Origin of the sequence: Stenotrophomonas maltophilia (genome assembly GCF_900186865.1) — a bacterium.
Taxonomy (GTDB): Bacteria; Pseudomonadota; Gammaproteobacteria; order Xanthomonadales; family Xanthomonadaceae; genus Stenotrophomonas; species Stenotrophomonas maltophilia.
Window position 1 is genome coordinate 3,010,223 of record NZ_LT906480.1, and the last position, 12,234, is coordinate 3,022,456.

11 protein-coding genes are annotated in these 12,234 nt (G+C 66.7%); 6 read left to right on the forward strand and 5 right to left on the reverse strand.

Features of this window, described 5'->3' with window-relative positions:
- Positions 1-3 precede the first annotated feature (3 nt).
- From CKW06_RS14320 to CKW06_RS14330, 3 genes are all read left to right on the forward strand, one after another.
- On the forward strand, positions 4-798 hold the full coding sequence (locus CKW06_RS14320; RefSeq protein ID WP_038646191.1) for a hypothetical protein: 795 nt from the start codon (positions 4-6) through the stop codon (positions 796-798).
- A 427-nt stretch (positions 799-1,225) separates the two neighbouring features.
- Positions 1,226-1,618: a hypothetical protein gene (locus CKW06_RS14325; protein ID WP_024957549.1), complete on the forward strand. Its 393-nt coding sequence runs from the start codon at positions 1,226-1,228 to the stop codon at positions 1,616-1,618.
- 203 nt (positions 1,619-1,821) lie between these two features.
- A complete protein-coding gene (locus CKW06_RS14330) occupies positions 1,822-2,751 on the forward strand; it encodes a LysR family transcriptional regulator (RefSeq protein ID WP_024957550.1) in 930 nt (309 codons plus the stop codon).
- Between the two features lie 93 nt (positions 2,752-2,844).
- Here the strand turns inward: CKW06_RS14330 and CKW06_RS14335 are convergent, their stop codons facing one another.
- Positions 2,845-4,302, reverse strand: a complete 1,458-nt coding sequence (locus CKW06_RS14335; protein ID WP_024957551.1) for an amidohydrolase family protein — start codon at positions 4,300-4,302, stop codon at positions 2,845-2,847.
- 51 nt (positions 4,303-4,353) lie between these two features.
- Positions 4,354-5,055, reverse strand: coding sequence for an ankyrin repeat domain-containing protein (locus CKW06_RS14340; protein WP_024957552.1), 702 nt, complete (start codon positions 5,053-5,055; stop codon positions 4,354-4,356).
- A 122-nt stretch (positions 5,056-5,177) separates the two neighbouring features.
- Here CKW06_RS14340 and CKW06_RS14345 point away from each other — a divergent pair, with 122 nt between their 5' ends.
- The gene (locus tag CKW06_RS14345) at positions 5,178-6,059 is read left to right on the forward strand and encodes a LysR substrate-binding domain-containing protein (protein ID WP_024957553.1); all 882 of its coding nucleotides are present in this window, start codon (positions 5,178-5,180) and stop codon (positions 6,057-6,059) included.
- 131 nt (positions 6,060-6,190) lie between these two features.
- Entirely contained in the window at positions 6,191-6,628 is a 438-nt protein-coding gene (locus tag CKW06_RS14350) for a DUF3806 domain-containing protein (RefSeq protein ID WP_024957554.1), read from the forward strand.
- 77 nt (positions 6,629-6,705) lie between these two features.
- On the opposite strand, the gene CKW06_RS14355 is transcribed toward CKW06_RS14350, so the two are convergent.
- Positions 6,706-7,866, reverse strand: a complete 1,161-nt coding sequence (locus tag CKW06_RS14355) for an amidohydrolase family protein (RefSeq protein ID WP_024957555.1) — start codon at positions 7,864-7,866, stop codon at positions 6,706-6,708.
- 182 nt (positions 7,867-8,048) lie between these two features.
- Here CKW06_RS14355 and CKW06_RS14360 point away from each other — a divergent pair, with 182 nt between their 5' ends.
- Positions 8,049-8,690, forward strand: coding sequence for a hypothetical protein (locus CKW06_RS14360; RefSeq protein ID WP_024957556.1), 642 nt, complete (start codon positions 8,049-8,051; stop codon positions 8,688-8,690).
- 9 nt (positions 8,691-8,699) lie between these two features.
- On the opposite strand, the gene CKW06_RS14365 is transcribed toward CKW06_RS14360, so the two are convergent.
- Positions 8,700-9,320: a hypothetical protein gene (locus CKW06_RS14365; RefSeq protein WP_231910781.1), complete on the reverse strand. Its 621-nt coding sequence runs from the start codon at positions 9,318-9,320 to the stop codon at positions 8,700-8,702.
- 131 nt (positions 9,321-9,451) lie between these two features.
- Positions 9,452-12,178 (reverse strand): TonB-dependent receptor plug domain-containing protein, encoded by a 2,727-nt coding sequence (locus tag CKW06_RS14370; protein WP_024957558.1) that lies wholly within the window; start codon positions 12,176-12,178, stop codon positions 9,452-9,454.
- Positions 12,179-12,234 lie beyond the last annotated feature (56 nt).

The window sequence follows — 12,234 nt, forward strand, 5'->3', positions numbered from 1 at the left end:
CCCATGAACACCATCACGGAAATCCAGTCCAGCATCGAAAGCCTGGGCGCGATCAAAGAGAAAATCACTGCCGCCGTTTCTGAGCGCTACCAGCGCTTGGAGGTGCTGGCCGGGGAAAGGGGCAGGATCGTCTCGCAGCCCGTGTCGCGCAGGGACTACACGACGCTCGTGTGGCGCATGCTGGATCTGAAGGCTGAACATTATCGTCAGAGGCTCACCGATGAGCTCAGGAAATCCATCTTTGGGAACGGTGACCCCGGTCAGATGAAGGCCACTGTAGGGTCGGCCATGCGGCTCAACACGATGAAGCCCGACGATATGCTTGGCACCCTGCCGGGACAGCTGCGCGGAGCGGTCTACGGCGGTGATTTTGACAGGGAGCCGCTCACCCAGCTTGCCGCTACCTACTTCCTCCTGGATGAGATGAAGCTGGCGACTGCCGACGCCCTGGATGGCATCGCAAATTGGCCCAAGGCCCTCCCGCTCAAGGCTTCGCTGGCGAAGATCGGTGAGATTGATCGGGAAATGCTCAGCATCGAGTCCGAGCTGGAGTTGCTGAAAAAGGATGCGCACCGCATCGGCCTGGCCCTGCCATCGAAGCCGGTGAAGGTGGAGCCGATCCAGCCGGGTAGCTGGGAGTGGTTGAACCAGCTGACTGAGAGCGTGGAGCGTCGCCGGCGACAGGAGGCGATTGACGATCCCCTGCGCGCTCGGTCAATCGTTGTGCGGGATGGCGTCAGGGGCTGGATGCGCATGAACCTGGAAACCGGTCAGGAAGAGTTTGTTCCCGAGCGCTGAGCCAGGCGCTAACGGACAAGCGGTGCGTGTCCGTGGGCCTCGGCCTCAACAACGACCGCAGGGTGGGCTGCTCTTCCGGCCGTTGGCCGTTCGCCAGATTCTCCGAGGGCGAAGTCACGGGGCGGTGACCACCCACCCCCAAGGCTGTTGCATATGCAGCCCTGAGGGTGTAGTGTCTGTCCCGTCACCCCACGGGTGATCGGGAATTGACAGCCCGGCAATACTCGAGGCGCACAAGCGCCCATCGCCCGATGAAGGCGCTTTTTTGTTGTCCTGCATCGGGCGGGGCTTGCCTACCAGTTCTACGGTGGGCGGTGCGCGGAGGCCACTGTGCCTGCCGGTCCTCGAGCCGGTCTGTCAACCGCGCGCCGTCCGCCACCTCATTTGACAGTTGGGTGGCGGTAACTCAGACCTCGAGGAACCGACAATGAACATGATCAATTCCGCCAGCCAGCCCCCGTTCCGCTCGCTCAAGCTGGCAGCATCCCAAGCGCATGATGACCTTGACACCATTGCCGGAGCGCTGAATGGCCTGCGCGATGCACTGGAAGTCCGGGGCGGCAACGACGCCATCAACAGGGATAACCTGGCGATGCTCTTCCACGCCACTGAGGCACGCAACTTGCCGGAGGGCGTCAGTGATGAGGGGATTGGCGAGGCCCGCGCTGCGATCATCGACCTGATCAGCCCCGAATCCAACTTGAACGGCATCTCTCGCGCCCGTGTGTGGTCGCTGGTCTGCCTGCTGGCCAAGCTGCAAGAGGTTGCCGTCCACCGGCTCGGCGAGATCGTGCACGGCCATCCAGCTCTGGATGCTTGACCGCCCTATTCGGTCCACAGCTGCCTCAACCTGACGCCCCGGCCATCCGGGGCGTTTCTGCATCTGCAAATTCGTTACACGCTACGCAATCTGCGGCAGGACCCATTTATCTCGCATTCCACGCCCCATTTATCGCGCGCCGGTACACTATTCGCCAAACGTCTGTAGTAGGCTTCATTACATATTCTTCATACGCCATACGCATGAATGACCTCACCACCGGCGCCGATCGCCTGGATCTGCTGCGCACCTTCCTGCGCATCGTCGACGCGGGCAGCCTGTCTGCTGCGGCCGTGCAGCTGGGCACCACCCAGCCGACAGTCAGCCGACGCCTGCAGGCCCTGGAGCGACAGCTCGGCCTGCGCCTGCTGCAGCGCTCCACACATGGGCTGCAGCTGACCGAGGACGGCCTGCGCTGCCAGCGTCATGCGCAACGCGTGGTCGACGAATGGGAGTCGCTGCAGGCCGAACTGCACGGCGAACCGGAAACGCTGCGCGGACGCCTGCGGGTGATGGTGCCGCACGCGTTCGGCCAGGCACAGCTGCTGCCGACCATGCTCGCGTTCCTCGCCCAGCACCCGCAGCTGAGCCTGGAGTGGATCCTGGAAGATAGGCGCCCGGACTTCATCGCAGAAGGCATCGACTGCGCGGTGCGGGTGGGACCGGTCGACGAACCGCGCATGGTCGCACTGCCGCTCGCCGAAGTGCCGCGCATCGTCGTGGCGGCGCCGTCGCTGGTGCAGTCCACCGCGATCAGCACACCAGAACAGGCACAGGCACTGCCATGGATCTCACTGGTCACCTACTACCGCGAACGCCTGTTGCTGCATGACGCACAGGGCCGCGCGCATACGCTGTCGATCAGCCCGCGCCTGCTCAGCGACAACCTGTTCGTGGTGCAGCAGGCTGCACGCGCCGGGCTGGGCGCAGCGGTGGTCTCGGCCTGGCTGGTGGCCGACGACCTCGCACAAGGACGTCTGGTGCAGCTGCTGCCGGACTGGCAGGCGCCGGCACTGCCGGTGCATGTCGTGTTTCCTGCTGCGCGCCAGCAGCCGCCGCGGCTGCGCGCCTTCATCGATGCGATGAAGGCCGCACTGCCGCAGCTGCATGGCATGCGGCCGGCACCGCGTTAGGCCAACGGCCGTGTCATCCACGCATGGCGTGGATGCCGTCCAACTCCATGGGTCGGATCCCTTCCCACCCGGGAAGGGCTCTGACCCTGTCGATCACTGCGTCTTCGCCGCCTCTGCATTCCACGCCGCCACCTTGGCCCTGGTCTCGGCCAGCATCTTGTCCAGCGCGGCGCGGTCATACACGTTGCCACGCAGGATCACGCTGTCGATCTTTTCGGTGGCGGCAATGTCCTGCAATGGGTTGGCGGTCAGCAGCACCAGATCGGCCGCCTTGCCTTGTGCAACACCACCGTAACGGTCCATCTGGCCGAACCAGGCCGGGCCGGAACGGGTTGCGGCCGACAGCGCCTGCGGTGCGCTCAGGCCCTCCTTCACGAACAGCTGCAGCTCCTGGTGCAGGGCGATGCCCGGGAAGTTGAACGAGTTGAGGAAGCCCGCATCGGTACCGGCGATGATCGTCACGCCGGCCTCCTGCAGCATCGGCAGCACTGCAGCGACCTGGTGGTACTGCGCGTGGCGCGCTTCGATCTGCGCCGGCGTGGCCTTCGCCGCGCGGTCCACGCGCCACTGGTAGGTCGCACGCAGGCCAGGGCCGATGTAGGCCAGGTACGGGTCGTTGGCGTGGTCATCCTGGTCAAGGAAGTCGAGGATGCGGCCACCGTTGAGGGTCGGGGTCACGAATACGCCGCGCTTGGCGAAATCACGGTAGGCGTGCATCGCAGTGTCACGGTCGAAGCTGGCGTCGAGGCGGCGGTTGGCTTCGGCGCGGTCGATGCGGCCGGCACCGAAGTCGGCGGCGATCTTCGCTTCGTCCTTGCTGCCGGCCTTGAATGCGTAGTCCAGGTGCTCGATCGAAGCCAGGCCGGCATCGACCGCCTGCTCCACGGTCAGCGCCATCGGAATGTGGCCCGAGGCCTTGAAGCCGGCCTTGCGCGCAGCACTGGCCGAGTACAGGAACAGCTCCGGCTTCAGCGTGCTGTCGGTGATCTTCACGAAATCAACCTTGTCGTGCTGCAGGCGGGCGATCGCCTTGTCGGCGTCGGCCTCGCTGCCCACTTCGATCGTGCCCTTCCAGACCGGCTTGATGCCTTCGATCTTCGCGCCCGAACTGAGCAGGCGTGGGCCGAACAGGGTGCCCTTGGAGATCTCGCCACGCCACTGCAGCACCTGCTCGGGCAGATCGCCGGAACAGTCACGCACCGTGGTGATGCCATGCGCGATGTACAGCGGCAGCAACGCCTTGTTCTCTTCGATCAGCGCCGGGCCACCACCGAAGTGCACGTGCATGTCCCACAGGCCCGGGATCAGGTACTTGCCCCTGGCATCGATCTGGCGGGCCGCACTCCACTGGCTGCGCAGCTGTGCGTCCGGGCCGACGGCGACGATGTCCTCGCCACGGATCACCACGCTCTGCCCGGCCAGGGTGCTGGCGTGCTCGACATCGACCACGGTGGCATTGCGGATCAGCAGGTCGGCGCGCTCGGCGGCAGACGCCGACAGCGGTGCTACCGCAAGGAGGGTGGCAAGGGACAACGGACGGGAACGGAACATGGACAGCATCCTGGTGGGCACGCCCAGCGTGCGGGTGGAAGGGGTTTGCATTCAACGCACCGCGCCGTGCTGGCGCAGCAGGGTCTCAATTCCGGTATAGCCGCGCTGGCGCGCGTGCGCCAGCGGCGTCACGCCGTCGCCGTCGGCAAGCTCCGGGTCGGCACCGGCCTCCAGCAGCAGCTGCACGATCTGCACCTGGCGCGCACCGCCATCGCCAAGCAGGATCGCTTCCAGCAGCGCGGTCCAGTGCAGCCGGTTGACATGGTCCACCGCCACACCGGCCCGCAGCAGCGTGCGCACAGTGGCGACGTGACCGCGCTCGGCGGCCGGAATCAGCGCGGTGCCGCCATAGCGGTTGGTGCTGCGCAGATCGGCGCCATGCGCCAGGGTCATCGCCAGGATCTCGTCCAGGCCGCGCGCACCGGCGTACAGGTAGGCGCTGTCCTGCAAAGCGTCCTTGGCGTTGACGTCTGCCCCGGCCTCGATCAGCTCACGCGCGGCATCCACGTTGTTGCCATGCGTGGCCAGCAGCAGCGCGGTACGGCCCTGGCCATCGCGCGCCTCCAGCGTGGCGCCATCCTCGATTGCCTGCCGCACCGCATCGGCGTCGCCGCGGCTGGCGGCATCACGCAGGCGGCCATCGACGTCGGCTTTGGACGTTGCGGTGCAGGCCGGGGTGACCATGGCCAGCAGGCACAACAGCAACATGCGCGCCAACGGCGCAGGCCAGCCAGGGGAATGATGGACGCGCATGACAGTGTCTCCTCATGTCCGTCGCCACGGAACGCCGTGCGACGGTAGCAACAGCCGGGCATTGCCGGCCCCTGCCCTGCATGGTAGAAGTCGGCCTGGGTATCCAGAAGTGAAATGTTCAAATGCAAGACAGTGCCAAATCGAATAGAACACTGTTCGAACTGGACCTGCTGCGGGCGCTGGTGATGGTGGCCGACTGCGGCAGCTTCACTACAGCGGCCACGCGCCTGCATTCGACCCAGTCCACGGTCAGCCAGAAGGTGCGCCGGCTGGAGGAACTGGCCGGGCATCGCCTGCTCGAACGCGGCCACCGCGACGTGCACCCCACCGACGCCGGCCACACCCTGCTCGGCTACGCGCGGCGCATGCTCGACCTGAACGAGGAAATGGCCCAGGCGCTGGCCGGTGCGACGGTGGAGACCGCCGTCCGCATCGGCGTGCCCGAGGATTTCGTCAACCCGCAGACCACGCGCATGCTGGCCGCCTTCAGCCGTCGCCACCCGCAGGTGAAGCTGGAGATCAGCAGCGGCCTCAGCCGTGACCTGGCGCAGGGCTTCGACCACGGCGAGCTGGACCTGGTGCTGGTCAAGCAGCGCCGCAACAGCCGCCAGGCGGTGCATTGCCGGCGCGAGCCGATGCACTGGATCGACAGCCTGCGCAGCAGCTGCCTGCAGCAGGACCCGCTGCCGCTGGTCACCTTCCCGCCGCGCGGGTTGTACCGCGACGAGATGATCCATGCCGTGGAAGCGCTGGGCCTGCGCTGGCGCATCGCCTTCACCAGTTCGTCGCTGAGCGGCATCCAGGGCGCGGTGGCCGATGGCATCGGCATCAGCCTGCTGCCACGCCGCGCGGTCAGCCGCGAGCACCGCATCATCGATGGCGAGCGTGAGCTGCCGGTGATCGACAACTACGAAATCGGCCTGCTGCACCGTGCCGATGCCGACGATGCCGTGCGTGCGCTGGCCAGCGAGCTGTGGCGCCAGGTGCAACGCGAACCGGACTGACCACAGTAGATCCACGCCATGCGTGGATGCCTTTCGCGCATCACGCATCGAAACATGGTCACTCCGGCCGCACGGCGGGCAACATCGCCTCGTAGAGTGCCTGTTGTTTCCGTGCTCCACGGCGCCTTGCCATGTCCGACGAAATCCCCACCCGCTTCGATCCCCTGCCCGCTGCCCTGCAGACGCATCTGCAGCACCAGCGTTCGCTGATCGCCGCGCGCGTGGCGGCCGGCTTCCCGACGCTGCCGGTGCAGTGGCCGCTGGCGGCCACCACCCTGCAGCGCGTGGTCGATGCCGAGCTGATCGATCGTGACGACTGCGATGGCTGGGAAGCGCTGGGCGTGGCGTTCGGTGACACTCTGGCCCAGCGCGTGCCAGGCCTGGCCTGGATGCAGGTCACCGATGCCTGGGGCATCGACGCGGTGCTGCGCTATGCCGACAGCAGCCTGCAGATCGGCGCCAGCACGCTGCTGCTCAAGCGCGTCGAGCAGGGCGAGATCATCGACATTGCCCACCTGCTTGCGTGGCTTGAGGAATTCGTCGCCACCCGCGCCGACGATTACGCCTGACGGCACATCGGGGTAGATCCACGCCATGCGTGGATGAATGAGACCACGCGATGGTGCCATCCAGGCATGACGTGGATCTACAGCCAGCGGCCGTCGACCACCACCCGGCGCTCCACCGGCACCCCGGCCACGGCGGCCGGGCCGTGGTCGGCACGCACGGCCACGAACGTCGCCGGCCGGCCTTCGGCAATACCATGCTGCGGCAGGCCGATCACCTGCGCGGCATGGGTGGTGACCATGTCCAGCGCCAGCATCAGATCGGCGTCGGTGTAGAAGCCGGAACGGTAGCCCAGCAACATCGCCCGTTGCAGCAGGTCGCCATTGCCATACGGCCACCAGCAGTCGCGGATGTTGTCATTGCCTGCGAACACGCGAACGCCGGCATCATGCAGCGCGCGCAGCGGCGGGAACGGATGATCCCCCGGCGCGTTGCTCATGATCGCCACACCCGCCGTGGCCAATGCTCCGCCCACCTGCAGCGCGCGCGCCAGCGGCACGTCGCCCAGCGCATAGGCATGGCTGACCGCAACCCGCCCCTGCAGGCCAGCGGCCCGGGTGCGCGCAGCGATGCGCAGCAGCTGGGCCAGGCCGGTTTCGCCGGGCTCGTGCAGATGGATGTCCAGCTGCACGCCGTAGCGCTCGGCCAGGCTGAACAACAGCGCCAGCTGGCCTTCGGCGTCACCATCGAGCGTGGTCGGGTCGATGCCGCCGAGCACCTCCACGCCCGCAGCAAGCGCCTGCTCCAGTACGGCGGCGGTGCCGGGACAGGACATCACCCCGGCCTGCGGAAACGCCACCAGCTGGATCCGCATGATGTCGGCGCAGCGCAGCGCCGCCTCGCGCACCGCTTCGAGATGGCCGAGACCGGTGCTGGCGTCAATATCGACATGGCAGCGCATCGCCACCGTACCGAACGCACTGCACTGGCGGATCAGCGCCTCGGCACGGTCCACCATCGGTGCCGCACCCGCCACCGCCGCCTTCTCCACCGCCAGCCGCTCACGCAGGCTGTTCACCGGCTGGTGCGGGTGCCAATGGTCGCCGACGAAGCTTTTGTCGAGGTGAATGTGGCCGTCGACCAGCCCGGGCAGCACCGCGAAGCCCTGCAGGTCGACGCATTCCGCCCCTTCGGCCGGCGCGGCCTCGCCATTGAGCCCGCTGATGCGGCCATCACGGATATGGAAATGCAGTGGCGCACCGTCGCGGTCGACACCGCCATGGACGAACTGGAGGGTCATCGGGAACTCCCGGAAAGCCAAGACTGGCGCCATCTTGCGCCCCAGCAAAGCCATCGGCCAACGAAATATCTGGATGGCACACATTCACCAGAGCGATGATTGCCCTGCGACAACCGGTCGCAGACACGCCGTGCACACCCCTGAACGGGTAACATGGACGCCTGTTTACGCTGTGATGCCGCATGGGCCCGTCCGACCGCCACGATCGTCTCCGCCGCTGGCAGGCCGCCTCCCTGCTTGCCGCCGCCCCGATCGCCAGCCTGTCCGCCACCGATGCCGGGGCCAGCACCCCGCCGCAGGCGCCACCCGGCCAGCAACGCATCGCCTCGGCCGCCCTGGTGGAAATGCTGCATCAGCGCGTGCTGGCCGGCCAGAGCGCCACCGCCACGCTCGAAACCTGGTGCGCCGAACATGGCCTGGCTGAGCAGGCCCGGGTCCGCGCCGTGCGCGTGCGCGGCACCGACAAACCGGCCCCGACCGAAGTGCTGCAGGCGCTGGCCGCAGAACCGGGCACGCCCCTGCGCTACCGCCGCGTGCAGTTGGCCTGTGGCAGCCGCGTGCTGTCAGAAGCCGATAACTGGTACCTGCCCGACCATCTCAGTCCGGCCATGAACCAGGTGCTCGATACCACCGATGAACCCTTCGGCCGGGTGGTCGGCCCGCTCGGCTTCAAGCGCCAGACGCTGGCCGATCAGACCTTCTGGCCGCCACGCGGTGAAGGCGACCAGGGCGTCATCCTGGAAGTTCGGGCCCTGCTTCGCGACCGCCAGCAGCAGCCTTTCAGCTACGTCATCGAGTCGTACCTGCAACAAGCGCTGCCCTAGCTGCATGTGTCACCGGTCAGGGCCCCACTGCGCGGTAATGCTGTTGGATGCCGGGTCCACCGAGAACACGAAGCGCCCACCACGCTGGTCCCTGCCCCATGTCATCGGCGCCGTGGCCAGGCTGTAGACCGGGGCCGCCTTGTCCATGCCGATCGCCTCGGACCAGGCACTGAAATCCTCATCGGTACGGCTTCGTATCTCGCCGCCACACAGGCTGTAGCCACAGGCGAAAGACACCAGCGTGCCGCCGCTGCCGATGAGCCGGGTCGCGGCCGCCCTGTAGAGCCGGGTCAGGTCCTGCACTTCCGGCTGGCCCGCCGCGTCCCGCTCGAACTGGCTGATCGCCTGCGCAAAGGCGTTGTCCGAGCCAAGTATCACGTCGCTCTTTTCCGCCGACAGTGCGCCTTCGGTCAACAGCAAGCGCTCGCCCTCGAGGAAGTGTCCCTCCGCATTCGCAGGCCCCTGCTTGGCCGCCACCCGCATCGATGCCGTTTGCCCGTGCGTTGAGCCCGCATCGGCTGTTGCGTTGAGCTGGGACGGCACGGGCGCGGCACTGGTCGCGTCCGCAGCCTCGTCCACGCTGGCCGCCCGCTCGCTGCTGCAACCGGCAACGGCCAGTACGGCAATCACACTCCATATCCTGACATCCATGCGCATCCTCCTCCATGTATCGCCACAGCATGCCACGTGCGCGACGGCAGCACGGATGCGCTGCACAAAGAAAAGCCCGGCAATGCCGGGCCTTTCGTTCGCCTGCCGGATCAGCGGAACCGGTAGTCCAGCTGCACCCAGTACTGGCGGCCATACGGGTCGTAGTTGCCGACCGGGTAGAACGGCCAGCCGCCACCGTTCTTGTCCGCTGGCGGGCGGCTGTCACGCAGGTTGTTGACGATCACACCCACCGACAGGTTCTCGCCGAACTGGCGGAACACGCTGGCGTTGTACGTCATGTACGGCGCGATGCGGCCACTGCCGTCGGTCTTCGGCAGCGAGCCGAAGCGGTTGCCGTACAGCGTGGTGGTCCAGTCACCCTGGTTCCAGGTGATGCTGCCGTTGGCCTTGCTGCGCCACTGGTAGTCGTCCAGCGAATTGCGGATGTCACGCTCCGGATCATCGGAGAACTGCCGGTATTTGTGTTCCAGCACCACGGTATAGGCCAGGCGCGTGGTGAAGCGGCCGTAGCGGCCGGCATCGAAACGCCAGTTGCCCTTCAGGTCCAGCCCGCGAACCGATTCGGAGGCCGCGTTGATCGGATTGATCAGCACGCGGGTCACCTGGTCCGGCTGCACGGTTGCATTGGACGGGTTGCGGATCACCCGCGACAGCGCGTCCTGGCACAGCGGCGAACCGATATCGCGCGCTTCGCCACCCAGCGTCCGGCCCAGGCGGCAATCGGCCTCATCACGCAGGATGCGGCTGGTATCGAGGCTGGTCACCTCGTTGTCGATGCGGATGTCGTAGTAGTCGGCGCTGAAATCCAGGCCGGACAGCGGCGACCAGACCACGCCGAAGCCATACGACTTGGCAGATTCCGGCTGCAGCTGTGCATTGGCGCGGTTGCTGTAATCGATCGACAGGCCGTTGTAGTCGCAGTTGTCGTACGACTGGCCCGCCGTGCGGCAGCGCCAGTAATCGGTCATGCCCGGGTTGTAGCCGCGGGTTTCGGTGGCGAACACGTAGTTCATGTCCGGCGCCCGGAAACTGGTCGCCGCCGTACCACGGATCAGCAGGCTCTCGATCGGGCGGAACTCGACGCCGAAGCTCCAGGTCGCCTTGCCGATGTGCTCGCCACCCGCACGGTACTGATCGTAACGGCCGGCCAACGTGGTCGTCAGCGACTGCAGCAGCGGCAACTGCAGCTCCACACCTGCGGCGTAGCGGTCACGCTCGCCACCGGCACCGACGCCTGCACTGGTGTTCCAGAACTCGCCACTGCCCAGGCGTGGGTCCGGTCGGTTGCGATAGCCCTGGCTGCCGGCCTCAACCACTGCTGCCAACGCCGCATCGCCGCCAGGCAATGCGAACAGGCGGCCGTTGACGCTGGCGCTGAAGGTCTGCAGCCATGCCGCATTGCGGCTTTCCTGGTAGTCGGACAGGCCCTCGTATTCGTTCGGGGTCAACGGTTTGAACAGGCGTGCCGGGTCGGGCGCATAGACCTCCACGCCATTGCGTACGCCCAGCTTCGGGCCGAGCAGGTATTCGTTGATGTCGGCCAGCAGCACCGGGCGGCGGGTGCGGTTCTCGTAACGCGAGCGGCTGTAGACCGCCTCATAGTCCCAGCCACTGTCGCCGATCTGGCCACGTGCGCCGACATTGAACGACCACGAGTTTTCCAGGAAGCGGTTGGCATTGCGCGGCAGGCCACCGATTTCCTCCGGCGCGAACCGGCGGTACCAGCTTTCCAGGTTGCCGGTGGTCTGGTTGTAGAAGTAGTTGCGGGCCGAGGTCCAGGTCGGTGCACGCGTGTTGTTGTAGATCCGCGCGCTGCCCACGGCCAGATCGGCGAACAGGTCGGTGGTCTCGTTGACGTGGAAGGTCAGCAGGCCATAGCCATTGAGGTTGCGCTTCTGGGTCTGCACGGTCCAGTAGCTGGCCGCTGCCTCGTTGCTGCCGCAGTACCAGCCCTGGCGCGGGTTGAAGGCGCGGAACACGCTGCCGCCATAGATGTCAGACGCCCCGTCGCAGCCGTTGACGCCCGGATCGATGTTGCGGCCGGTGGCAGCATTGCGGCGATAGGCGATCGCGGTCGCCTGCGGCGCCTTGCCGGCCGGGTCATCATCGAGCGAGTCCATGAAGTCGCGCTGGCGCGCGTGGATCGCCTTGCGTACATCGAACTCGAAGCCGAACAGCGCGTCCCAGCGCTCGCCGGAACTGCCACCAACCACCTGCGCGCGCTGGTTGTCACCACCGCCCTGCTGGGTGCCGCCGGCCCGCACGTTCACGTCCACGCCCTCAAAGCGGTCCTTGAGGATGATGTTGACCACGCCGGCGATGGCGTCGGAGCCATACACCGCCGACGCACCGGCCGCCAAGACCTCGATGCGCTCGATCAGCGCACTGGGAATGTTGGCCAGGTTGACCACGTTCACCGAGCCCTCGTAGGCCAGCGGGTAGTCGGCCTGGCGGCGGCCGTTGATCAGCACCAGCGTGCGGTTGGGGCCAAGGCCACGCAGGTTGATGGTGTTGGCCGCCGGAGTGAAGGTGTTGCCGAAGTCCTCACCCTGCACGTTGCCGGTGTTTTCAGTCAGGGCGCTCAGCGCGTCGAATGCGTTGCGGTAGCCCTGCGCGTCGATCTGCTCGCGGCTGATCACGGTCACCGGCGACGGCCCTTCGACACTGGCGCGCGGAATGCGCGAGCCGGTGACCTTCACTTCCTGCAATGAGGTGGGTGCGCTTTCCTGCGCGAAGGCCGGCGACGAGACCAGCATCAGGGACGACAGCGCGAGCACCAGCGGACGCGGGCGCAGCGCCTTGTGGGAGGCGGACATGGGCTTCCTGGGGGAGTTGGACGGGTGGTATGGGACCGGAGGCCTGCGCGGCGCAT

What these genes read in the sequence shown, in the direction of transcription:
- CKW06_RS14320 (WP_038646191.1), top strand. Translation starts at nt 4, where the DNA reads ATGAACACCATCACGGAAATCCAGTCCAGCATCGAAAGCCTGGGCGCG.
- CKW06_RS14325 (WP_024957549.1), top strand. Translation starts at nt 1,226, where the DNA reads ATGAACATGATCAATTCCGCCAGCCAGCCCCCGTTCCGCTCGCTCAAG.
- CKW06_RS14330 (WP_024957550.1), top strand. Translation starts at nt 1,822, where the DNA reads ATGAATGACCTCACCACCGGCGCCGATCGCCTGGATCTGCTGCGCACC.
- CKW06_RS14335 (WP_024957551.1), bottom strand. Translation starts at nt 4,302, where the DNA reads ATGTTCCGTTCCCGTCCGTTGTCCCTTGCCACCCTCCTTGCGGTAGCA.
- CKW06_RS14340 (WP_024957552.1), bottom strand. Translation starts at nt 5,055, where the DNA reads ATGCGCGTCCATCATTCCCCTGGCTGGCCTGCGCCGTTGGCGCGCATG.
- CKW06_RS14345 (WP_024957553.1), top strand. Translation starts at nt 5,178, where the DNA reads ATGCAAGACAGTGCCAAATCGAATAGAACACTGTTCGAACTGGACCTG.
- CKW06_RS14350 (WP_024957554.1), top strand. Translation starts at nt 6,191, where the DNA reads ATGTCCGACGAAATCCCCACCCGCTTCGATCCCCTGCCCGCTGCCCTG.
- CKW06_RS14355 (WP_024957555.1), bottom strand. Translation starts at nt 7,866, where the DNA reads ATGACCCTCCAGTTCGTCCATGGCGGTGTCGACCGCGACGGTGCGCCA.
- CKW06_RS14360 (WP_024957556.1), top strand. Translation starts at nt 8,049, where the DNA reads ATGGGCCCGTCCGACCGCCACGATCGTCTCCGCCGCTGGCAGGCCGCC.
- CKW06_RS14370 (WP_024957558.1), bottom strand. Translation starts at nt 12,178, where the DNA reads ATGTCCGCCTCCCACAAGGCGCTGCGCCCGCGTCCGCTGGTGCTCGCG.